Annotated in this window: 17 protein-coding genes and 1 pseudogene; 7 read left to right on the forward strand and 11 right to left on the reverse strand. The window is 67.0% G+C overall.

Annotated elements, in window-relative coordinates:
* Window positions 1-18 precede the first annotated feature (18 nt).
* Window positions 19-909: a glycosyltransferase family 2 protein gene (locus tag RMP06_RS05180; protein WP_310460723.1), complete on the forward strand. Its 891-nt coding sequence runs from the start codon at window positions 19-21 to the stop codon at window positions 907-909.
* Window positions 869-2,110, forward strand: coding sequence for a glycosyltransferase family 4 protein (locus RMP06_RS05185; protein WP_310460707.1), 1,242 nt, complete (start codon window positions 869-871; stop codon window positions 2,108-2,110). The genes RMP06_RS05180 and RMP06_RS05185 overlap by 41 nt, the downstream gene beginning before the upstream one ends.
* On the opposite strand, the gene RMP06_RS05190 is transcribed toward RMP06_RS05185, so the two are convergent.
* From RMP06_RS05190 to RMP06_RS05205, 4 genes are all read right to left on the reverse strand, one after another.
* Window positions 2,097-3,179 carry an NAD-dependent epimerase/dehydratase family protein gene (locus RMP06_RS05190; protein WP_310460708.1) on the reverse strand — a complete coding sequence of 361 codons (1,083 nt, stop codon included), beginning with the start codon at window positions 3,177-3,179 and terminating at the stop codon, window positions 2,097-2,099. The genes RMP06_RS05185 and RMP06_RS05190 overlap by 14 nt on opposite strands.
* 138 nt (window positions 3,180-3,317) lie before the next feature.
* On the reverse strand, window positions 3,318-4,430 hold the full coding sequence (locus tag RMP06_RS05195; protein ID WP_310460709.1) for a DegT/DnrJ/EryC1/StrS family aminotransferase: 1,113 nt from the start codon (window positions 4,428-4,430) through the stop codon (window positions 3,318-3,320).
* 43 nt (window positions 4,431-4,473) lie between these two features.
* Window positions 4,474-5,289, reverse strand: a complete 816-nt coding sequence (locus RMP06_RS05200; protein ID WP_310460710.1) for a WecB/TagA/CpsF family glycosyltransferase — start codon at window positions 5,287-5,289, stop codon at window positions 4,474-4,476.
* Between the two features lie 3 nt (window positions 5,290-5,292).
* On the reverse strand, window positions 5,293-6,054 hold the full coding sequence (locus tag RMP06_RS05205) for a WecB/TagA/CpsF family glycosyltransferase (RefSeq protein ID WP_310460711.1): 762 nt from the start codon (window positions 6,052-6,054) through the stop codon (window positions 5,293-5,295).
* Between the two features lie 283 nt (window positions 6,055-6,337).
* On the opposite strand from RMP06_RS05205, the gene RMP06_RS05210 reads away from it, so the two are divergent.
* Complete coding sequence (locus RMP06_RS05210) at window positions 6,338-8,029, forward strand: S8 family peptidase (RefSeq protein WP_310460712.1); 1,692 nt, start codon at window positions 6,338-6,340, stop codon at window positions 8,027-8,029.
* On the opposite strand, the gene RMP06_RS05215 is transcribed toward RMP06_RS05210, so the two are convergent.
* Genes RMP06_RS05215 through RMP06_RS05235 form a run of 5 tightly spaced genes read right to left on the reverse strand, consistent with a single transcriptional unit; the run spans window position 8,026 to window position 14,318 of the window.
* On the reverse strand, window positions 8,026-8,280 hold the full coding sequence (locus RMP06_RS05215; protein WP_310460713.1) for a formate dehydrogenase subunit delta: 255 nt from the start codon (window positions 8,278-8,280) through the stop codon (window positions 8,026-8,028). The genes RMP06_RS05210 and RMP06_RS05215 overlap by 4 nt on opposite strands.
* Entirely contained in the window at window positions 8,277-11,225 is a 2,949-nt protein-coding gene (gene fdhF, locus RMP06_RS05220; RefSeq protein ID WP_409050101.1) for a formate dehydrogenase subunit alpha, read from the reverse strand. The genes RMP06_RS05215 and fdhF overlap by 4 nt, the downstream gene beginning before the upstream one ends.
* 28 nt (window positions 11,226-11,253) lie before the next feature.
* Window positions 11,254-12,831 (reverse strand): formate dehydrogenase beta subunit, encoded by a 1,578-nt coding sequence (locus RMP06_RS05225; protein WP_310460715.1) that lies wholly within the window; start codon window positions 12,829-12,831, stop codon window positions 11,254-11,256.
* Window positions 12,828-13,319, reverse strand: coding sequence for an NAD(P)H-dependent oxidoreductase subunit E (locus tag RMP06_RS05230; RefSeq protein ID WP_310460716.1), 492 nt, complete (start codon window positions 13,317-13,319; stop codon window positions 12,828-12,830). Before RMP06_RS05230 ends, RMP06_RS05225 begins: the two co-directional genes overlap by 4 nt.
* A gap of 45 nt (window positions 13,320-13,364) precedes the next feature.
* Window positions 13,365-14,318, reverse strand: coding sequence for a LysR family transcriptional regulator (locus tag RMP06_RS05235; protein ID WP_310460717.1), 954 nt, complete (start codon window positions 14,316-14,318; stop codon window positions 13,365-13,367).
* Window positions 14,319-14,528: 210 nt separating this feature from the next.
* Here RMP06_RS05235 and RMP06_RS05240 point away from each other — a divergent pair, with 210 nt between their 5' ends.
* Window positions 14,529-17,060, forward strand: coding sequence for a S8 family serine peptidase (locus RMP06_RS05240; RefSeq protein ID WP_310460718.1), 2,532 nt, complete (start codon window positions 14,529-14,531; stop codon window positions 17,058-17,060).
* A gap of 94 nt (window positions 17,061-17,154) precedes the next feature.
* A complete protein-coding gene (locus RMP06_RS05245; RefSeq protein WP_310460719.1) occupies window positions 17,155-17,718 on the forward strand; it encodes a hypothetical protein in 564 nt (187 codons plus the stop codon).
* Between the two features lie 19 nt (window positions 17,719-17,737).
* Here RMP06_RS05245 and apbC read toward each other — a convergent pair whose 3' ends face one another.
* Together apbC and RMP06_RS05255 are read right to left on the reverse strand one after the other, a co-directional pair.
* Window positions 17,738-18,835 carry an iron-sulfur cluster carrier protein ApbC gene (gene apbC, locus RMP06_RS05250; RefSeq protein WP_310460720.1) on the reverse strand — a complete coding sequence of 366 codons (1,098 nt, stop codon included), beginning with the start codon at window positions 18,833-18,835 and terminating at the stop codon, window positions 17,738-17,740.
* 123 nt (window positions 18,836-18,958) lie between these two features.
* Window positions 18,959-19,291 carry a 2Fe-2S iron-sulfur cluster-binding protein gene (locus RMP06_RS05255; RefSeq protein WP_310460721.1) on the reverse strand — a complete coding sequence of 111 codons (333 nt, stop codon included), beginning with the start codon at window positions 19,289-19,291 and terminating at the stop codon, window positions 18,959-18,961.
* Window positions 19,292-19,359: 68 nt separating this feature from the next.
* Here RMP06_RS05255 and metG point away from each other — a divergent pair, with 68 nt between their 5' ends.
* Window positions 19,360-21,429 (forward strand): methionine--tRNA ligase, encoded by a 2,070-nt coding sequence (metG, locus tag RMP06_RS05260; RefSeq protein WP_310460722.1) that lies wholly within the window; start codon window positions 19,360-19,362, stop codon window positions 21,427-21,429.
* Between the two features lie 67 nt (window positions 21,430-21,496).
* Window positions 21,497-21,916, forward strand: a pseudogene (locus RMP06_RS05265) (type IIL restriction-modification enzyme MmeI); the annotation flags it as partial.
* Window positions 21,917-22,056: the final 140 nt, after the last annotated feature.

Below are 22,056 nucleotides of genomic sequence, written 5' to 3' on the forward strand. Positions count from 1 at the left end.
ACGGCACCTCTTATTTCAATGTGCATATGCACATTCCGTAGACCTGACGGTATACGCCGAGCTCTAACCAGTCTGATTGATGCAGATATCCCTCCAGGCTGGAGAGTGGAATTCATCGTCGTTGACAACGACCGCGATGAATCAGCATTAGAAATAGTAAGCGCCATCAAAAATAATCGACCGAATGCGGTTGTGCATTACTTTGTTGAAACGAAACCAGGTGTCAGTTATGCGCGCAACCGGTGCATTGATGAAGCCAGTGGCAGCGTCCTGACTTTCATTGACGATGATGAATATGTCGGCCCACACTGGTTAATTGATTTTATCTTGACGCTTGACGCGCATCACGCAGATGCCGTTTTTGGCCCAGTGATTCCTAGCTTTGAGGCTCCACCGCCCGCATGGATAGGATTAACCGGCGCGCACCAACGCGCACGTTTTCCAACTGGAAGTACCGTCGAATGGAGAAATGCGCAGACGAACAATGTCGCTTTCCGTCGTTCATTACTGAACGACGGAAAGCGATTTCCTGTTCAATTTGCCAAGACAGGCGGCGAAGATTCCCTTTTTTTCGCTGTGGCTGCCGCTTCTGGCCACAAACTAGTCTGGTGCGACAAAGCGATGGTCACTGAGACAGTTCCGCTCAACCGCATGACTCGACGTTGGGTGCTGGAGAGAGCGTTCAATGGAGGTCGCACGTTTGTGCGACTACAAGCAATTCTGGTCAGCCCTTTGGCCTACGTCTACTATGGGATATATGGCCTCCTATTTTCGTTGATACTCATACCACCACTGCTGTTCACTCTGGCTATAGGGCATGCCCGACACATGCAGTATGCTCGCAGCCTGTTAGGGAATCTGGGGAAAGTTGCCGCGAGATTCTACGGCGGCGGCCACTATGGTGGGTAAGCCTCCTCTGCCCCTGCGCATCCTCATCGTCCACAACCGCTACCAGATCCGTGGCGGCGAAGAATCCGTCGTCGATGCCGAGATCGCTTTGCTGCGCGGCCACGGACATGAAGTGCGGCTCTACGAGCGCGACAACCATGACATAGACGGCAAGTCGCGGCTCGTCCTGTTGCGGGATACCCTCTGGTCGCCGTCGAGCCACGCTGATGTCACGCGCCTGATCAACGAGTTTCAGGCCGACGTGGTGCATGTGCACAACACGCTGCCACTGGTGTCGCCGTCGGTCTACTGGGCGGTCGATGCAGCGCCACGCGGCGTCGCACTGGTGCAAACGCTCCACAACTACCGCTGGTTCTGTCCCAAGGCAACGCTGTTGCGGGATGGCAAGATCTGCGAAGACTGCATCGGCAAGGTGGCGTGGCGCGCGGTGGTTCACCGCTGCTATCGGGACTCCGCCGTGCAGAGCGCGGTGATGGCGGCAACCTATGGCCTCCATACCGCCTTGGGTTCCCTGCACCGGCACGCGGACCGGATCATCGCGCTGAGCGAGTTCGCCCGGGACAAATATGTGGCCAACGGATTTCCCGCGGCGCTGATGGCGATCAAGCCCAACTTCGTGTCGGACCCGGGGCCAGACACCCAGTCGACCCCGGACCGGACCGGGTTCCTGTACGTTGGTCGACTGTCCGAGGAAAAGGGGCCCCACGTACTGGTCGAGGCGGCAGGACAGATGACGGAACTGCGGTTCGAGATCGCCGGCGGCGGGCCGCTTGCAGCACAATTGCCAGCCCGAAGCAATGTCGTCTACAGCGGCACGGTCTCGGCAGATGCCGTGCGGGACAAGATGCGGCGGGCCAGGATGCTGGTCCTGCCAAGCCTGTGTTACGAAGGCCTGCCGATGACGCTGGTGGAAGCCTACTGCAGCGGCCTGCCAGTGCTGGCCAGTCGCCTCGGGCCTTTGGCAACACTGGTCGAGGACGGCGTGACAGGTCTGCTCTTCACGCCAGGGGATGCCCGGGATCTGGCCGACAAGCTGCGGTGGGCCGATGAACATCCCGAGGCAGTGCGTGACATGGGCATCGCGGCACGACAGGCTTATCTGGACCACTACACACCCGAGTCCAACTACCGGCAACTGATGGCGATCTACCGGGAAGCGATCGTCCACCGGCGCGCAACGGCCGGCCTCACTGGAGCGTGAGGCTGCCGCCAGGACGCCGCAGTTTGACTGGTGCACGTCCAAACACCGCCGTGTGCTCGATGGCCGCCTTGGCCTCTCGCCCTTGCGCGAGCACTTCATGGATCCAGCGCATGGCACGGACTTCCGGCAGTTCAGCGGAGGCTCCCGGATCGAGCGCATCGATCAACTGGCGGATGCCTTCCCTCAGCGCGACCTCGGGCCGATAACCCAGCAGTTCCTGCGCCTTGCGGTAGTCCGGGCGGTGGTGATGGAGGTCTGGCGCGCCCCCCTGCGGATTGATCCGGACCGTCCCCCCCAGCTCTGCCCGGACGACGTCCGCCACGGCCGCAGCGCTCACGTTGTGGTGGCTGATGTTGAAGATCTGCCGGCTGACCACGCCTGCCGGGGCGTGAAGTGCCGCGAGAATCCCTGCAACGGCATCGCTCAAGTGCACATGTCCCCGGCACTGCACACCGTAGTTGTCCAGCGTGATCTGCCGCAGACGCAAGGCGCTCAGGACCATGGCATTGACCAGAAGGTCCAGGCGCATGCGCGAACCGCGCCCGTGGACCAGGCCCATCCGCAGCACCGACGGTGCAAAACCGATCCCTGCCAGCGGCAGGATCGCCGCTTCCGCCATCAGGCAATGTTGCGCCTGGTGCGTGAGGGGCCGCACCGGCGAGGTCTCGGTCGACTCCGTCGTGCTGGCATGGCCGTAGACGCTGCAGCTGCTGATCAGCAGATAGCGAGGCACCCCGCAGCTGCGCGCCAGTTGCGCCAGACGGACCTGCGCGCGGTGGTTGACGGCATCTGCACCGGCGGGATCCGACTCCGCAGCCAGTTCACTGGACAGGCCCGCCAGATCGACCACGGCCTGCATGCCGGTCAGGTGCCCGCGGTGCAGCGCACGGGTGTCCATGCGGCGGATGTGCAGGCGGCTGTGATGACGCATGTCCTCCAGCCCCTGTTCCCCGAAGATCATGCTGTCCACGGCCGTGACGGAATGCCCCCGCGCCAACAGTGAATGCACCAAGGCCGACCCGATGTAGCCGGCGGCACCGGTGACCAGAATTTGCTGAGGTCGGTCCATGATGATCGGAAGGGAGTGAGGGGCTGAGCAGTAGTCTTGCTACTGCGCGACTGTGCCGCTTCGGTCACGGAATCCAGTCCCCTCGAACACGGGTTGTTTCCAAAAACCCGTTCAACGTGAGAACTAATCAACTGCCAGTCAACTGCCAGTGGGCTTGCGAGACAAGGTGTTGCGAATCACCTCAACCACGTGGTGCACGTCGCTGTCCTGAAGTCCCTGGTGGACCGGCAGACACAGCCCCTCGCCATACAGCGTGTCGCAGATCGGCAGGTCCACGGGGTCGATCAGGCCGCTCAGACACGGCTGGCGGTGCAGCGGGTAGAACATCGAGCGCGTCTGCACACCTGCCGACTCCAGCGCATCGCGCAACTCCGGCATGCGCGGACACAGGATTGGAAACCGGAAGGGGATGAACTCCGAGTTCGGGTCCACCTTCATGAAGCGCAGTTGCTCCAGGCCAGTCAGACCCTCCTGAAACAAGGCGTAGCGACGCAGCCGATCGGCCTTGACCTGCGGGAGGCGCGCCATCTGCGCCTGCCCGACCGCGCACTGCATGTCGGTGACACGGAAGTTCATGCCCAGCGTTTCGTGGATGAACGACCCGCTCGACTCGCGCCCCTGGTTGCGCAGCAGGCTGATGCGACGCGCCAGCCGCTGCTCCCGCGACAGCACCGCAGCGCCCTCGCCCATCGTGATGGTCTTGTCGGCGAAGAACGAAACCACGCCAACATCACCGAAGGTTCCAGCGTGCTGACCGCGGTAGCGCACACCGCAAGCCTGGGCCGCATCCTCGATGACCGCCAGACCGCGGCGCTTGCCGACGGCGGCGATCTCCGCCGCATAGGCGGCCTGGCCGTAGATGTGCACCGGCATCAAGGCCGAAGTGCGCGGCGTGATGGCGCGCTCGAACGCTTCGGGCCGTGCAGTGAAGGTGTTTGGATCGACGTCGATGAGCACCGGCTTGAGCCCCGCGAACACCGCCGCGCTGGCCGAGGCCATGAAGGTGAACCCGGGGATGATGATCTCGCTGCCGCGAGGCAGGTCCAGCGCCAGCAGGGCCAGGAACAGCCCCAGCGTGCCGTTGGGCGCCAGCGCGATGTGGTTGGCGCCAGTGAGCTGGCTCAGGCTCTGCCGGAAGGCCGATGCGGCTGGCCCCTCGGTCAGCCAGTTCCGCTCGATACAGCCATTGAGTGCTTCGAGTTCCGAGCGTCCAAGCCAAGGCTCGACCTGCTGAATACGGTGGAACTGCATGTGTTTTATCCCCTTTTTCCCGCGGTTGATGTCCGCTGCAAGCTTAATCGCGGGGAGTGCCGTTCCACCGGAGGTGTACCAGCGCGTGCCGTGCAAACTGCCCCAAGGCACCCACCACGAACAGGGTGTTGTTGACCAGGTAGCGTTTCCAGAGCCGGCCGGGCTCCTGCGTCAGCCGGAACAACCACTCCAGGCCGTGGTCCCGCATCCAGGTCGGGGCACGGGCCACGGTGCCGGCGTGGAAGTCGATGCCGGCACCAATGCCCAGCATCACCGCCTGCACACGACCACGGTGCTCGAACATCCACCGGTCTTCCTTCGGGCAGCCCAGCCCGGTCATCACCAGGTGCGCACCGGACGCATTGATCCGCACGATGTCGGCCGCAACCTCCTCGTTGCGGAGGGGGCGAAACGGCGGTGAGTACAAGCCCACGATATTCAACTTCGGATAGGCCGCCATCAGTGCGACCTGCAATGCCGCGAGAGTGCGGTCCGTCGTGCCATAGACATAGATGCCCAGACCGCGTCTTTCAGCCTCGACCAGCAACCGCTCCATCAGGTCCGGGCCATTGATGCGCTCCTGCCGGGGGTAGCCGAGGTGCCGGAGCATCCAGGCAACGGGCCAGCCGTCCGGTGTGACCATGTCGGCCAGGTCGATGTGGCGCCCGTGCTGCGGATCCCGGCTGGCTCGCACGATCGAGTGGGCATCGCAGATGGACACATAGCGGGACTCCCGGCGCCCGGCCCAGTCGCAGATGCGCTCCACCGCCACCGACCAGTCGAGCACGTCAACAGGCACACCCAGTACCGGGTGTCGCGATCGCGCCGGCACGCCGACGTCCAGTGTTGACGGTGGCATCCTTCAGCGGCTCAGCAGTTGTTTCACGACCTGCACCATGAACTTGGTGTTGGTGATCATGTAGCGCCGGCCCAGCCGCCGCGGCTCGGACCAGAAGCGGTGCAGCCACTCCAGGCCGTGCCGCTGCATCCACAGCGGTGCCCGCTGCAAGGTGCCGGCGTGGTAGTCGAACGCCGCGCCGACGCCCACCATCACGGCATGGATGCGCCCCCGGTGGGCCGCCATCCAGCGTTCCTGCTTTGGGCAACCCAAGCTGACCCAGACCGTGCCGGCGCCCGAGGCGTTGATCCGCTGCACAACCTCGGCATCCTCCTCCGGTGTCAGTGCACGGAAGGGCGGCGAGTAGCAGCCGGCGATCTGGAGCGTGGGAAATGCCCTGTGCATCCGCTTCTGGAGCGTCTCCAGCGTTTCCGGCGTATTGCCATACAGAAAAATGCGCTCGTCCCGCTGCGCAGCCTGTGCGCAGTAGCGGAACATCAGATCGGGTCCGTTGATGCGCATCTGGTCGCGGTACCCGAGGCGTCGCATCATCCAGGCCACCGGTGCCCCATCTGGCGTTGCCAGGTCGGCCTCCTGGATCACGTCATGGAAATCCGGATCCTGCTGCGCGGTGATCACCGAGTGGACATTGCAGATGCAGACGTAGCGGCTCTCGCGCCGCTGCGCCCAACGGGTGATCACCGCGCAGGTCTCATCCCAGGAAATGGCGTCGATGGGCGCGCCCACCACACTGACCAGCGTACGCGCCCCAGCCGAAGTCAGCATATGCACAGGAGGTGTTGCGCTGGAGTGGTCGGGCCGATGGAGCATGGTCTAGGAAACGTGGGGGCTTGAATGGTAAGCGGGGCCGTCGGCGCAGACCCCTTAAACCTGAGCCCTCTGACGCGCGCCGCACGATATGTACGCGCACGATTTCACGCATGCCTGCCGTGACGCATCGAAATGAAAAGACGGGATTTCACTTTCTTTTGCAGCGATCGACAACCCGATGGACAACCCGCCTGACCCGTCACCGGTCCTCAAGGCCACTCCTCTGGACAACTCGACGATGCAACAAGCTCGAACGCTGCGCCGACAGGCGATGATCACCGCCCTGGCCGTACTGCTGGTGTCTTGCGGCGGCGGGGATGTCGGTGATGCGCCCGATGCCGCCGAATCGGCCACCCTGGAGCTGGAAGCGCTCGACGCCACCGAGCGGCAGGCCCTGGCCGCACTGCGCCCCGAATTTGCGCCGGGAAACGAACACTTCATCGTCACGCTCAATGCCGCTGCCGTCGCGGAGAACGAACGCGCGAACGCGCGAACGCTCGGTGCCGGATCGCCGCAGACACTGGCGGAGCGCGCCGTGCAGTCCGTCACCGCACGGCTGATGGGCGCACCGACCAGCGGCGCACGCGCGCACCGGATCTACGCCCACGCGCTCCAGGGATTCGCTGCCACGGTGCCGACATCGGACGTCGCGGACTTCCTCCAGCGCGTGCAAAACGACCCAGCCGTCGTCCGCATCGAATACGACAGGGTTGCCACCATCACCACCACCGCCGCCACGCCCGCGGTAGTCACCCGTGCGATGGACAGCCAGACCTGGGGCCTGGACCGCATCGACCAGCTCAAGCTGCCGCTGAACAACACCTTCCGCAACAGCCTGGACGGCAGCGGCGTACACGTCTACATCGTCGACACCGGCATCAGCGTGCACGATGACTTCGGCAGCCGGCTCGCCAGCGAGGGCTACGACGCCATCCAGGACGGGCGTGGCACCACCGACTGCCACGGACACGGCACCCATGTCGCCGGAACGGCTGGTGGCACGCGGTCCGGTGTTGCGCCCGGAGCCACGCTGGTGCCCGTGCGGGTACTGAACTGCGGAGGAAGCGGCAGCCTGAGCGACATCCTCCAGGGGCTGGACTGGATCATGGCCCACGGCATTCGACCAGGCGTGGTCAATCTCAGTCTGGGCAGCAGTGCAGCCACCGCACTCGACGAGGCCGTTGCCCGGATCGCGAATGCCGGCTTCACCATGGTCGTGTCGGCGGGCAACAGCAACACCGACGCCTGTACCCAATCCCCCGCGCGCACGCCAAGCGCCCTGACCATCGCCGCCAGCACGTCCACCGACGTGCGTTCGGGCTTCTCGAACTACGGACGCTGCGTCGATCTCTTCGCCCCCGGCAGCGCCATCAGCTCGGCGGCGAACACCGATCCGCACGGCTGGACCATCAAGAGCGGCACCTCGATGTCTTCGCCCCACGTGACCGGTGCCGCGGCACTGCTGCTCCAGGAGCGCCCGAAACTCACCCCCGTCCAGGTAGCCAGCCAGATGCTTTACCAGGCCAGCTCGGCCGTCATCACGGACGCCAAGGGCTCACCCAACAAGCTGCTGTTCGCCGGAGCGGGCAAGCAGCTGTACTTCCCGACACCCTGGATCGTGCATGTCGCGCAGCTCAGCCCGCTGGGAAAGGACGTGACCCGGAGCAGCTGGAACGCCGGGGTCACCGTCACGGTCCACAACGAGGACGGACTGCCCCAGAAGAGCGTGAAGGTCACCGGCCAGTTCTCGAACCGGTCCAATCTCGTCGCCTGCACGACCACCGCCGCAGGCACCTGCGTGCTGCGCAGCGTCAACCTGCCACTCGGCACGGCGGGGCTGACCTTCGCCGTGACCCAGCTCAGCGGCACCGCCATGACCTACAAGGCGGCCGACAACCTGCGCAGCAGCACGCCCATCGTGAAGCCTTAAGCCTCCGGTCGCAGCATCGCCCGGCGCGCGCTGACCGCCGCCAGCACCAGCTCGCTCAGTCCGGCTCCGGCCGCGGGGCCGTCGAGATGGGCATAGAGCTGGCGCCGCATCCGCGGCTCCCAGAACTTGCGGATGTGGTTGGCGACGCCCTCGATCGCCTCCTCACGGTCCGGAAAAACGGCAAAGAACTCGCCGATCCGGTTCGCCAACCGAACGACAGTCTGGTCGGGGTCGTGGCCATGCGCACTCATCGCGTGGCCTCCGGCTGCACGGCGTGGGCCTGGGCGAGCAAACCTTGCTGCGCCTGGCTGAACGCGGCGAAGCCACGCTGCCACTCGCTCATCTGCGTGACCTTGCTGACTTGCACCGCCGTCACCTTGTACTCGGGGCAGTTGGTCGCCCAGTCGGACGAGTCGGTGGTGATGACGTTGGCGCCGGACTCGGGGAAGTGGAACGTGGTGTAGACCACCCCCGGCTGCACCCGCTCGGTCACGTCCGCCCGCAGCACCGTCTCGCCTGCCCGGCTGGCGATGCCGACCCAGTCGCCGTCCTTCACGCCGCGCTCCTCGGCATCGTGGGGGTGGATCTCCAGCCGGTCCTCCTCGTGCCAGCGGCTGTTCTCGGTGCGGCGGGTCTGGGCGCCGACGTTGTACTGGCTCAGCACGCGGCCGGTGGTCAGGATCAGCGGGAAGCGGCGCGTCACCTTCTCGTCGCTCGCCACGTACTGCGTCGGCAGGAAGCGCCCCTTGCCGCGCACGAAACCGCCGACGTGCATGATCGCCGTGCCCGCCTCGTCGGTGGTCTCGTTGCACGGCCATTGCACGCTGCCGAGCCGCTCGATCTTCTCGAAGCTCACGCCCGCGAAGCTCGGCGTCAGCGACGCGATCTCATCCATGATCTGCGACGGGTGGGTGTAGTGCATCGGGTAGCCGAGCGCGTTCGCGAACGCCTGCGTCACCTCCCAGTCCGCCTTGCCGGCCAGCAGCGGCATCACCTGGCGCACGCGGCTGATGCGGCGCTCGGCGTTGGTGAAGGTGCCGTCCTTTTCGAGGAAGGACGCGCCCGGCAGGAAGACATGGGCGTACTTGGCCGTCTCGTTGAGGAAGAGATCCTGCACGACGACGCATTCCATCGCCGACAGCGCCGCCGCGACGTGCTGCGTGTCTGGGTCCGACTGCGCCGGGTCTTCGCCTTGGACGTAGAGCGCCTTGAACGAGCCGTCGAGCGCCGCGTCGAGCATGTTCGGGATGCGCAGCCCCGGCTCCGGGTTCAGCGTCACGCCCCAGGCGGCGTCGAACTGGGCGCGCACGGTCGTGTCGCTGATGTGGCGGTAGCCGGGCAGCTCGTGCGGGAAGCTGCCCATGTCGCAGGAACCTTGCACATTGTTCTGGCCGCGCAGCGGGTTCACCCCGACACCTTCGCGCCCGACCATGCCGCAGGCCATCGCGAGGTTGGCGATACCGATCACCATGGTCGAGCCTTGCGCGTGTTCGGTGACACCGAGGCCGTAGAAGATCGCGCTGTTGCCGCCGCGCCCGCCACCCGCGTAGAGCCGCGCCGCGCCGCGCACGACCTCGGCCGGCACGCCGCTGACCTCGGCCATCGCTTCGGGCGAGTTCTCCGGCTTCGACACGAAGTCGCGCCACTGCTGGAAGCTCTTCGGGTCGCAGCGTTCGGCGACATAGGCATCGTTCACCAAGCCTTCGGTGACGACGACGTGGGCCAGCGCCGTGATGACCGCGACGTTGGTGCCGGGCTTGAGTTGCAGGTGGTGATCGGCCTTGACGTGCGGCGCATCCACGAGGTCGATGCGGCGCGGATCGACGACGATCAGCCGCGCCCCTTGCCGCAGCCGCTTCTTCAGCCGTGACGCGAACACCGGGTGGCCTTCGCTCGGATTGGCGCCGATGACCATCACCACGTCGGTGTGCTCGACCGACTTGAAGGTCTGCGTGCCGGCCGAGGTGCCGAAGGTCTGACCGAGTCCGTAGCCGGTCGGGCTGTGGCAGACGCGGGCGCAGGTGTCCACGTTGTTGGTGCCGAAGGCGGCGCGGATCAGCTTCTGCACGAGGTAGGTTTCCTCGTTGGTGCAGCGGCTCGACGTGATGCCGCCGACCGAATCGCGGCCGTAGGTGCCCTGGATGCGGCGGAACTCGCCCGCGGCGTGGCTCAGCGCCTCGTCCCAGCCCACCTCGCGCCACGGGTCGGTGATCCTGTCGCGCACCATCGGCTTGGTCAGGCGATCCTTGTGGGTCGCGTAGCCCCAGGCGAAGCGGCCCTTGATGCAGCTATGCCCTTCGTTGGCCTTGCCGTCTTTCCACGGCGTCATGCGCACGACCTGCGTGCCCTTCATCTCGGCCTTGAAGCTGCAGCCCACACCGCAGTAGGCGCAGGTGGTGATGACGCTGTGCTCCGGCTGGCCGAGTTCGATCACCGTCTTCTCGGTCAGTGTCGCGGTCGGGCAGGCTTGCACGCAGGCGCCGCAGGAGACGCACTCGCTCTGCATGAACGGCTCGTCCATCCCCGCCGAGACCCGCGACTCGAAGCCCCGGCCCGAGATCGTCAGCGCGAACGTGCCCTGCACCTCCTCGCAGGCGCGCACGCAGCGGTTGCAGACGATGCACTTGCTTGGGTCGTAGGTGAAGTACGGGTTCGATTCGTCCTTGGCGTGTGCCAGGTGCAGGTGGTGACGCCCGGTGATGCCGGCCACGGGCGTTTCGCCGACGCCATAGCGCACGTTGCGCAGGCCAACGACACCGGCCATGTCCTGCAGCTCGCAGTCGCCGTTGGCCGCGCAGGTCAGGCAGTCGAGCGGATGGTCGCTGATGTACAGCTCCATCACGCCCTTGCGCAGTTTCTGCAGCGTCGGGCTTTGCGTGCGGACATTCATGCCGGCTTCGGCGGGCGTGGTGCAGGACGCCGGAGTGCCGCGCCGGCCGTCGATCTCGACCAGGCACAGGCGGCACGAACCGAACGGCTCCAGCGAGTCGGTGGCGCAGAGTTTCGGCACCTGGATGCCCGCGTCCACGGCGGCGCGCATCAGCGACGTGCCCTTCGGCACCGTGACCTCGAAGCCGTCGATGGTCAGCGTGACGGGTTCGGCGTCCAAGCCCAGGCGGCTCACGGGGGTGCCGTAGTCAAGTTCCTGGACCTTGAGCGACGGGATCGCCTTGATCGGGATGATCGGGTGGTTCATCACATGGTTCATCAGGGTCTCCTTCGCCTCACAGACCGAAGTCCGCGGGGTAGTGGTTCAGCGCCGACAGCACCGGGAAGGGCGTCATGCCGCCCATCGCGCACAGGCTGCCGCCGACCATCGTCTCGCACAGGTCGCGCAGCAAGGTGACTTGCTGGTCGCGGACCACGGGCTTGTCGCGGTTCAAGGTGATGCGGTCGATCACCTCGACGCCGCGCGTGGAGCCGATGCGGCACGGCGTGCATTTCCCGCAGGATTCGAGCGCACAGAACTCCATCGCGTAGCGCGCCAGCCCGGCCATGTCGGCGGTGTCGTCGTGCACCACCAGCCCGCCGTGGCCGACCACCGCGCCAATGGCGGCATAGGCTTCGTAGTCGAGCGGCACATCCCACTGCGATTCGGGAACGTAGGTGCCGAGCGGGCCGCCGACCTGCACCGCCTTGGCCGGCCGGCCCGACGCGGTGCCCCCGCCGAAGCCGTAGAGCAGCTCGCGCAGCGTCAGCCCGAAGGCTTTTTCGACCAGCCCGCCACGGCGGATGTTGCCGGCGAGCTGGAAGGGCAGCGTGCCATGCGAGCGGCCGACGCCGTAGTTCCGGTAGAACGCACCGCCTTCGGCCAGGATGGTGGGCACGGCGGCGAAGGTCAGCACGTTGTTGATGACGGTCGGCTGGCCGAACAGGCCCTCGATGGCGGGCAGCGGCGGCTTGGCGCGCACGATGCCACGCTTGCCTTCCAGGCTCTCCAGCATCGCCGTTTCTTCGCCGCAGACGTAGGAGCCAGCGCCCATGCGCACATGCAGATGAAACGCCCGGCCCGAGCCGCACACGTCATCCCCGATCCAGCCGGCGGCCGTCGCCCGGCGCACCGCCTCGGTCAGCGTGGCGACCGCGTGCGGGTACTCGGAGCGGACGTAGACATAGCCCTCGGTCGCGCCCACCGCCAGCGCGGCGATCGCCATGCCCTCGATGAGCAGGCAGGGGTCGCCCTCCATCAGCATCCGGTCGGCGAAGGTGCCGGAGTCGCCCTCGTCGGCGTTGCAGACCACGTACTTGGTGGCGCCGGGTGTGGCCACCGCGTGCGCCACCGTCTTCCACTTGATCCCGGCCGGGAACGCCGCCCCGCCGCGCCCGCGCAGGCCGCTGTGCGTGACCTCGTGCAGGATGGCAGCGCTGTCCAGGCCAACCGCCGCCCGCAGCCCGGCCCAGCCACCATGCGCGGCGTAGTCGTCCAGCGCCAGCGGATCGGTGACGCCGACGCGGCGGAAGGTCAGCCGCTCTTGCAGCGCAAGGTAGGGGATCTGGTCGGTGACGCCCTGGCGCAGCGGGTGGTGTGGCGGTTCGCCAGCGCCAGCAGCATCGGCGACGAGCGCGGGCCACAGCGCCGGCACGTCCCCAGCCTCCACCGGCCCGTAAGCCACCCGCCCGCCCTTTGTGGCGACCTCGACCAGCGTTTCCAGCCACAGCAGGCCGCGCGAGCCATTGCGCACCAGATGCAAGGCCACGCCGTGGGCCAGCGCCTCGGCGTGCAGCGCATCGGCCACCGCGTCGGCGCCGACGGCGAGTGCGGCGCTGTCGCGGGGCACGTAGAGGGTCAGCGTCGCGCTCATGCGCTTTCTCCTTGGGCGTGGGCGTGTGCAGGCACCAGCAGCGCATCGAGCTTCGCGGGCGTCACCCTTGCGTGCAGCCGATCGCCGACCATCACCGCCGGCGACTGCGCACACAACCCGAGGCAGTACGCCGCTTCCAGCGTGTCGCAGCCGTGCGCGTCGATCGTCGCCCGCGCATGGGCCATCAGCGCCTCGGCGCCCATGGACCGGCACGCCTCGGCCCGGCAGACCTGCACCACCCGGCCCCGCGGCGGCGTGGTGCGGAAGTGGTGGTAATAGGTGACGACGCCGTGGACCTCGGCGCGCGACAGGCTCAAAGCCCGGCCGATCACCGGCAGCGCGGCAGGGGGGATGAAGCCGAGCGCGTCCTGCACGCCATGCAGTACCGGCAGCAGAGCACCCGGCAGCGCCGCCCGTTCGGCAAGCACGGCGTCCAGCGCCTGTCGTTGAGCGCCTGTCAGCGCCATGTCCAGAGGGGTTTCGATCATGCAGGCACTATCCACCCACTGGCCGCCCCTGTCCAATCACGCCTTCTAACCGCCCGATACAGCGCCCGAATGATGCACCGCAGCATCCGCAGGACCGACCACCCCGCGCCACCACGGGCCATCCGCTGCCAGCGCCGTCGCCGCCTGCTGCGCCAAGGACAAGCGCCCCCCCTGCGGCAGCAGCAGACCCATCATCACCCGCAGATCCGGCTCGACCAGCGGCACGAGTTCCAGCGCCGGGTACTGCCGCGCCAGCTCCGCCAGCACCCCCGGCATCACGCTGCACACGTCGCCTTCCAGCACCGTCAGCATCAGCGTCAGCACCGAGTTGGTCTCGATCACCGGCTGCACCACCGCACCCGCCTGCGCGAAAGCGGCATCGACGATGTGGCGGTTGTGCATCTCGCGGGTCAGCATGCAGAGGTCCAGCCGCGCCGCATCGGCCCAGCGCATCGGCACGCTGTCCACCGCCGCCGCCCGGCGCCGCAGCAGCACATACCGCTCGCTGTACGTCGCCAGCACCTGCGCCTTCAAGGCCCGCGCCTGCGCCCGATCGACATAGCCCAGCGCCAGGTCGAAGGACAGATCGGCCAGCCCGGTCTCGATTTCGGCCGAACTCAGCGAGCGCACCGCCGGCCGAATCCCCGGATGCCGCTCGCGCAGCCGCGCCGCCAGCCGCGCCGCCACCGGCACCGCCGTCGGCACACACGCGATCACCAGCGGCCCGCCCGGATCGGCGACCGAGGCGCTCAGCTCCTGCCGCAGCGCCTCGCGCTCGTGGAGCATCCGGTGCGCGCTGGCCAGCACGCGCTCGCCCTCCGGCGTCAGCCCCTCGTACTGGCGACCACGGCGCACGATGGTCACGCCGAACTCCTGCTCCAGCGCCCGCACCGCGTTCGACAGCGCCGGCTGCGTGATGTGGCACGCCTCGGCGGCGCGGCCGAAATGGCGGGCCTGCGCCAGCGCAGCCAGGTAACGCATTGCATCGAGCAGGTTCATGGTCACAACTGTAGCGGTGGAACCGTGCAATACCGCACTGCCGTGGTGCAAAGACACGGCCGTGTCGGCGCGTCGAGTCAGCGCCGTTGGCTATGATTTCTGCGCAATACGTCACAGATTAGTCACACACTGACACATTTAGGAAGCCATTACATGGGAATCAGGGGAGCGGCCCGTTGGGCATTGGCAGGTCTGGCGTGGGCAGCGTGTGTGACTTTGACGGGGTGTGGCGGCAGTGGCAGCGCCAGCGACGCGGGCACAGACCTGCCCGGCGCGGGCGTCCGGCTCTCGGGCGTGCTGTCGGTGCCGGCGGGCGCGGCGGTGGATTCGGATCTGAACGATGTGAACCAGCTCGGCCGCACGCGCAACAACGACCTCGCCACCGCCCAGGCGCTGACCGCCCCGGTGCTGCTCGTCGGCAGCGTCAACCGCCCCGGCACTGGCCCGGCCGGCAGCAACCAGGTCGAAGGCGACACCACCGATGCCTACGTGCTCGACCTGCAAGCGGGCGATCTCGTCGAGCTGGAATTTGCCCCCGGCACCACCGACGGCGTGGCCGATCTGGACCTGTACGTGGTCTCGAACGACGGCACGTTGACCGGCACCTCCGATGGCAGCGACGGCCACTACGAATGTGTCCGCATCACGCAGGCCGCCCGCTACTACCTGAAGATCGAGGCATTCCAGCAAGCGGCGGCCTACACCCTGCGCGCCGGCCCCGCCGCGACCCCCACCACCGGCTGCACGGCCACAGCGACCCGCGCCACCTTCGACCCCGGTGAACTCGTGGCGCAAAGCCGCACCCCGACGCCCGGCATGGCCACCGCCCTGTCCACCAGCGCCGCCACCCTGCCCCGCGGGCCGCACCTGATCACCCTGCCCGCCAGCACCCCCACACGCAAGACCGCGCTGGCGCAGTCGGCCACGACCACCGCTACCGCCGCCACCCACGCGCTCGACACCCGGCTGGAGACGCTGCGCTACGCCAAGACGCTGCGGGCGACCGGGGCCTACGACTACGTCGAGCCGAACTGGCGGCTGGAGACATCCGCCACCATCGGCACCTTCCCGCCCAACGACCTGCACTACGGCGAACAACGCTGGCACCACGACCTGATCGCCCTGCCCGCGGCCATCAACCGCATCCAGGCGCTGCCGGCCCAGCCCGCGCAGCGCCCGATCATCGCGGTGATCGACACCGGCGTGATGCTGGACCACCCGGACCTGCAGCCACAACTCGCCTCGCTCGGCCGGACCTTCCTCACCGACCGCCTGCCCGGCGACCGCAACCAGGCCAACGGCGACGACCAGCGTCGGCCCGAGGACAACGCCGTCTCGCACGGCACCCATGTCGCCGGCACCGCCGCTGCCGCCACCTTCAACGGCATCGGCGTGGCCGGTGTCGCCCCGATGGCGCGGCTGATGCCCCTGAACGTGTTCGGCCGCAACGGCTCGGCCAAGACGCTCGACATCCTGCAGGCCATGCTCTACGCGGCGGGGCTGGACAACAACGCAGGCGTGCTGCCAGCGCGGCGGGCCGACGTGATCAACCTCAGCATGGGCAGCCCGGGCGCCTGCAGCGTCGCCTTCCAGGACACCATCAACCGCGTGCGCGCCGCCGGCACGCTGGTCGTGGTCGCAGCGGGCAGCAAGGCCGACAACGCCAGCGGCCAGCGCGCCGAGGTCCAGCAGCCGGCCAACTGCGCAGGGGCCATCGCCGTGGGCGCCGTCAACTCGGATCGCCAGCTCTCGCGCTACGCCAACACCGGCACCACGCTGACCGTCGCGGCGCCCGGCGGCGACCTCGGTCCGGCCGGTGTCGCCAGCGGCTTCAGCGAAGGCATCTTCAGCACTCTCGTCAACTTCACCGGCGATGGCCAGCGCGTGGCCGGTGTCGGGCCGCAGCAAGGCAGCTCGATGGCCGCACCGCAAGTCAGCGGTGTGCTGGCCCTGATGCGCTACCTCGACCCGGAGCTGTCGCCGGAAGCCGTGGATGCGCTGTTCGCCAGCGGGCAGCTCACCGATGACCTCGGCGCCACCGGTCGGGACAGCGACCACGGCTGGGGACTGATCAACGCACGCAAGGCGGTCGACGCGGTGCTGGCGCCGCAGTCCGGCGCCGACAGCGTGGCCTCCGGTGCTGCCACACTGGGGGTGCGACCGGTGCGGCTGGACCTCGGCAGCCTGCGCAGCACCGCCACGCTCGACCTCGTGGTCACCACCGGCAAACGCGCGACAGTGACGGACACGGTGGTCGCCGTGCGCAGCAACAGCCCGGCCATCACGCTGCGCACCGGCACCGCCGACGCCAGCACCAGCCTGCACCGCCAGCTGGTCGAGATCGACCGGCGCCTGCTGCCCGTCGATGGCACGCACCGCCTGACCATCACGCTGACCCTGCGCAGCGGCGCCGAGCTGACCGTGCCCGTCACGCTCGACCGTCCGGCCGGCAGCGCCAGCAGTGGCGCCGGCTGGGGGCCGGTCCATGTCACGCTGAGCGACCCGGACAGCGGGCGAGTCCTGCACACCGTGGTCGCGCACGCCGCACAGGGCCGCTACGTCTGGCAATTCCCGGGCTACCGGCGCGCCCGGGTCACGGTGCGCGCCGGGACCGACCCGAACAACGACGGCGTGGTCTGCGGACCGGGCGAAGGTTGTGGCCCTGCGGGGTGGACGGCGACCCTCGCGGGGGACCGGTCGGATCTGGATCTGTCCCTGGCGATCGTGCCCTGGGGTTCCTGATGGGCTTCCTTAGCACCTTGGGTTTTCCCTGAGGAGGGTGCGGCGAATCTCGGTATATTCGCCGCACCTTCCCCTCACCCGCCACCGGGAGCCCATGAACGATTCGTCTGCGCCGCACCGCCCCCGCCCAGTCGGATGGCACCCGCTCTTCAGCCGGCTGATGGTCCTGCTGGCGGTTGTAGCGGGCGTGCCGGATGTGTCGGCGCAGGGCGTGCAGCTCACCCGCAATCCGGCGAACGAGGCCACGTCGTCCAGACAGCGGGCGGCCCCCACCGTGGTCCGTGTCATCTCGACCCGCAGCCACATGCAATGCCCGCTGCCGGGCAAGAACATGCGCTTGCTGAGCATCGACTCGCCGCGCGAGTGGGAAGACACCATCGAGCACCAGGACGAACTCACCGCACTGGGCCGCAAGGTGCGCTGGGCCAAGGAGCGGGTGCTGGTCTACGCGCTGGAGTCCAAACCCTATGCGGGTGTGCGGCTGGACTCGCCCTCGCGCGTGATCCGGCTGTCGCAGGGCATCCTGTACTGGCCGGTCCGCCAGGTCATGCCGGAGATGGGGGCGGAAAAGGCCACCGTGCTGACCCGCCCCTGCGTGATGACCACGATCGACCGGGCTTACTGGCAGCGCATCAAGATCGTGCCGACACGGCCCTGATGCACGGCAGGCAGACCCGTCAGGTCGTCTTGGACACCGTGATGGTCGGGAACTTGGACGAGTAGTCCTTGGCCTTGTCGGCGATCTTCACCGCGATGCGGCGCGCCACCGTCTTGTAGAGCGCCGCGATCTCGCCGTCCGGCTCCGCCACCACCGTCGGGCAGCCGGCGTCGGTCTGCACGCGGATCGACAGGTTCAGCGGCAGCGCGCCGAGGTACTCGATGTCGTATTCCTTCGCCATCTTCTTGCCGCCGTCCGCACCGAAGATGTGCTCGATGTGGCCGCAGTTCGGGCAGCAGTAGACCGCCATGTTCTCGACCACGCCGAGGATGGGCACGCTGACCTTCTCGAACATCTTCAGGCCCTTCTTGGCGTCGAGCAGCGCGATGTCCTGCGGTGTCGTGATGATCACCGCGCCGGTCAGCGGCACCTTCTGCGCCAGCGTGAGCTGGATGTCGCCGGTGCCGGGCGGCATGTCCACGATCAGGTAATCGAGGTCTTTCCAGTTGGTCTGGCGCAGCAGTTGCTCCAGCGCCTGCGTGGCCATCGGGCCGCGCCAGATCATGGCCTGGTCGTTGTCCACCAGGAAGCCGATCGACATGACCTGCAGGCCGTGGCCGATCAGCGGCTCCATGGTCTTGCCGTCGTAGCTCTCGGGACGGGCGCCGGTGATGCCGAGCATCATCGGCTGGCTCGGGCCGTAGATGTCCGCATCGACGATGCCGACCGACGCACCTTCCGCCGCCAGCGCCAGCGCGAGGTTCACCGCCGTCGTGCTCTTGCCGACGCCGCCCTTGCCGGAGGCGATGGCAACGATGTTCTTGACACCCGGGAGCAGTTGCACGCCGCGCTGCGCCGAGTGCGCGACGATCTTGCTGGTGACGCTGACGCTGACGTTGGCGACACCCTCGACCGAGCGGGCGGCGGCGATCAGCGCGCTGCGCAGACCGTCGATCTGGCTGGCCGCCGGATAGCCGAGTTCCACCTCGAACGCGACATCGCTGCCGGTCACGCGCAGGTTCTTCAACTGGCGGGTGGACACGAAGTCACGGCCGGTGTTGGGGTCGATGACCGCCTGGAGGGCTTGCTTGATCGCTGCGTCGGTGATGTTGGACATGATGTGGTGAGAGAAAAGCAGCCCGCAGTCTAGCGAACCCCTCTCGCAGCGGTGAAAGGGAAAGTCGCTAGGTGCAAAGCGGTATTGGGCGATCGGCCGCCAACGCGCTCCAAACTGGAGCAATCAGCGCAGATTCGGTGGCGTCTGCACCACGTCGGCCACCGCGTCGATCGCCACGTCACCCCGCGGCACCACCACGCAGGGCAGGACCCAGCCACCCAGGCGCTCCTCGGCGGTGATCCCCGGCCACTCGACGCGGTACGCCACCTCGCCCGACACCAGCCGGCACAAACAGGCCCGGCACGTCCCGTTGCGGCAGGAACTCCGCAGCCGCACCCCAGCGGCCCGCGCCGCCTCGACCAGCGACTGCCCCGGCGCGACCCGCACGCACCAGCCCAGGGGCTGCACGGTCAGGACCGGTCGGGGATCGCAGTGCGGATTGTGGTTCGCATTCATGGCCGCCACGATACCGCGGCGACCTAAAATCGCCGTCTTCCCCGCGAACATTGCCAAGACGCCACGACATGACCCGCCAGCTCTTCGTCACCACCGCCCTGCCCTACGCCAACGGCAAGTTCCACATCGGCCACATCATGGAGTACATCCAGGCCGACATCTGGGTGCGGTACCAGCGCATGCAGGGGCACCAGGTCCACTTCGTCGGCGCGGACGACGCCCACGGCGCGCCGATCATGATCGCGGCGGAAAAGGCCGGCATCACGCCGCAGCAGTTCGTCGCCAACATCGCCGCCGGCCGCAAGGAATACCTCGACGGTTTCCACATCAGCTTCGACAACTGGCACTCGACCGACGGCACCGAGAACCACGAACTCGCCCAGGACATCTACCGCGGCCTGCGCGACAACGGGCTGATCGAGGTCCGCGCCGTCGAGCAGTTCTTCGACCCCGAGAAGGGCATGTTCCTGCCCGACCGCTTCATCAAGGGCGAGTGCCCGAGGTGCGGCGCGAAGGACCAGTACGGCGACTCCTGCGAGTCGTGCGGTGCGGTTTACAGCCCGACCGAGCTGATCAAGCCGTACTCGGCGCTGTCGGGCGCGACACCGGTGCTGAAGACCAGCGACCACTACTTCTTCAAGCTCTCCGATCCGCGCTGCGTCGAGTTCCTGCAGCAATGGACCACCGAGTCCGGCCGGCTCCAGCCCGAGGTACTCAACAAGATCAAGGAATGGTTCACCAAGGACGAAGAGGGCAAGGGCGGCCTGGGTGACTGGGACATCTCGCGGGATGCACCCTACTTCGGCATCGAGATCCCGGACGCGCCGGGCAAGTATTTCTACGTCTGGCTGGACGCGCCGATCGGCTACCTCGCGTCGCTGAAGAACTGGTTCGACAAGGGCGGCCCGGCCGCGAAGTACGGCGACACCCGCAGCTTCGCCGAGTTCATGGCCTCGCCGGACATCGAGCAGTACCACTTCATCGGCAAGGACATCACCTACTTCCACACGCTGTTCTGGCCAGCGACGCTGCATTTCAGTGGCCGCAAGACGCCGGACAACGTCTTCGTCCACGGCTTCCTCACCGTCAACAACGGCGAGAAAATGAGCAAGAGCCGCGGCACCGGCCTCGATCCGCTGAAGTACCTGTCGCTGGGCATGAACGCCGAGTGGCTGCGCTACTACATCGCCGCAAAGCTCAACGCCCACGTCGAGGACATCGACTTCAGCCGCGACGATTTCACCGCCCGCGTCAACAGCGATCTGGTCGGCAAGTACATCAACATCGCCAGCCGCGCCGCCGGCTTCATCAGCAAGCGCTTCGGCGGGCAGTTGAGCGGTGATCTGGGCGTGGAAGGTCGCGTACTGCTCGACACGCTGCGCGCCCACCGCGACACCGTGACCGGGCTGTACGAGGCGCGTGAACTCGGCAAGGTGCTGCGCGAGATCATGGCGCTGGCCGACCGCGTGAACGAGTACGTGGACCAGAACAAGCCGTGGGAACTCGCCAAGCAGGCGGGGCAGGACGCCGTGCTGCACGACGTGTGCTCGGTCTGTATCGAGGCGTTCCGGCTGCTGACGATCTACCTGAAGCCCGTGCTGCCGAAGCTGACCGCGCAGGTCGAAGCCTTCCTGCAGGTCGAGCCGCTCGACTTCCACGCCGCCAGCCGCGCCTTGGGCGCCCACACGATCGGCACGTATCAGCACCTGATGCAGCGTGTCGATCCCAAGCTGCTCGAAGAACTCTTCGCCATGCCCGAGCCGGAGAAGGTCATCCCCGGCGGCGAGGACATCGCCCCGGAAATCAAGATTGACGACTTCACCAAGGTGGATCTGCGCATCGCGAAGATCGTCAAGGCCGAACACGTTGCGGGCTCGGACAAGCTGCTGCGCCTGACGCTGGACGCGGGCGAAGGCCGGCTGCGCAACGTCTTCAGCGGCATCAAGTCGGCCTACAAGCCGGAGGATCTGGAAGGCAAGCTCACCGTGATGGTCGCCAACCTCGCGCCGCGCAAGATGAAGTTCGGCGTCAGCGAAGGCATGGTGCTGGCCGCCAGCGATGCGGATGAAAAGAAGAACCCGGGGATCTTCGTGCTGGAGCCGTTCCCGGGGGCGCAGCCGGGCATGCGCATCCGCTGACCCGCTGGTTTTCACAGGTGGGTGCGCGCCGGGGCGGCACCTTGGCACACAGGCGAGGCACCCACGCATGAACGCAGTAGAAATCGAAGCCGCAGTATCGGATCTGGCCGAGCGGCCTTTTGACGCGGCGGAATTCCCCTTCCAGTTCCTGGAAGCGTTCGGCAACAAGGACACCACGCTCAAGCGCTTGCGTGCCGGCAACAACAACCTCTCGGATGTGCCGGGTGGGGTGCTGCAGCGCAACCACATGCACATGGCCGTCTGCGCGGTGGGTGCGGTGAGTGAAACCCTGCGGGCATTGCGCGCCAGTCCGGCCACCAGCAAAGCCAAAGCCCGGTTCATTCTGGCCACCGATGGGCAGACGCTGGAAGCCGAGGATCTGACCAGCGGGGAGACCGTCGCCTGCCCATGTCCGGAGTTTCCGAACCACTTCGGCTTCTTTCTGCCGCTGGCGGGTATCTCCACGATCAAGGAGATCAAGGACAACCCAGGGCAATTGCATCACCGTATCAGTCGGTAACGGCTGCCTGCTGAGCCAGTGAAAACGTCTGCTGAGTGCGCGGCGTGATGCTACAACGGCCTCCCGAAAACGCAGCAAATCAGAGTCAGCAGGATGCAGGCGAGCAC

This window comes from Sphaerotilus sp. (genome assembly GCF_031429695.1).
Classification (GTDB): Bacteria; Pseudomonadota; Gammaproteobacteria; order Burkholderiales; family Burkholderiaceae_C; genus Sphaerotilus.

Excerpts from the sequence above, each read along its gene's own strand:
- RMP06_RS05225 (WP_310460715.1), bottom strand. The coding sequence starts at position 12,831 with ATGAGCGCGACGCTGACCCTCTACGTGCCCCGCGACAGCGCCGCACTC.
- RMP06_RS05210 (WP_310460712.1), top strand. The coding sequence starts at position 6,338 with ATGCAACAAGCTCGAACGCTGCGCCGACAGGCGATGATCACCGCCCTG.
- RMP06_RS05200 (WP_310460710.1), bottom strand. The coding sequence starts at position 5,289 with ATGCCACCGTCAACACTGGACGTCGGCGTGCCGGCGCGATCGCGACAC.
- apbC (WP_310460720.1), bottom strand. The coding sequence starts at position 18,835 with ATGTCCAACATCACCGACGCAGCGATCAAGCAAGCCCTCCAGGCGGTC.
- RMP06_RS05255 (WP_310460721.1), bottom strand. The coding sequence starts at position 19,291 with ATGAATGCGAACCACAATCCGCACTGCGATCCCCGACCGGTCCTGACC.
- RMP06_RS05190 (WP_310460708.1), bottom strand. The coding sequence starts at position 3,179 with ATGGACCGACCTCAGCAAATTCTGGTCACCGGTGCCGCCGGCTACATC.
- RMP06_RS05180 (WP_310460723.1), top strand. The coding sequence starts at position 19 with ATGTGCATATGCACATTCCGTAGACCTGACGGTATACGCCGAGCTCTA.
- RMP06_RS05230 (WP_310460716.1), bottom strand. The coding sequence starts at position 13,319 with ATGATCGAAACCCCTCTGGACATGGCGCTGACAGGCGCTCAACGACAG.
- RMP06_RS05245 (WP_310460719.1), top strand. The coding sequence starts at position 17,155 with ATGAACGATTCGTCTGCGCCGCACCGCCCCCGCCCAGTCGGATGGCAC.
- RMP06_RS05195 (WP_310460709.1), bottom strand. The coding sequence starts at position 4,430 with ATGCAGTTCCACCGTATTCAGCAGGTCGAGCCTTGGCTTGGACGCTCG.
- RMP06_RS05215 (WP_310460713.1), bottom strand. The coding sequence starts at position 8,280 with ATGAGTGCGCATGGCCACGACCCCGACCAGACTGTCGTTCGGTTGGCG.
- fdhF (WP_409050101.1), bottom strand. The coding sequence starts at position 11,225 with ATGAACCACCCGATCATCCCGATCAAGGCGATCCCGTCGCTCAAGGTC.
- RMP06_RS05235 (WP_310460717.1), bottom strand. The coding sequence starts at position 14,318 with ATGAACCTGCTCGATGCAATGCGTTACCTGGCTGCGCTGGCGCAGGCC.
- RMP06_RS05205 (WP_310460711.1), bottom strand. The coding sequence starts at position 6,054 with ATGCTGACTTCGGCTGGGGCGCGTACGCTGGTCAGTGTGGTGGGCGCG.
- metG (WP_310460722.1), top strand. The coding sequence starts at position 19,360 with ATGACCCGCCAGCTCTTCGTCACCACCGCCCTGCCCTACGCCAACGGC.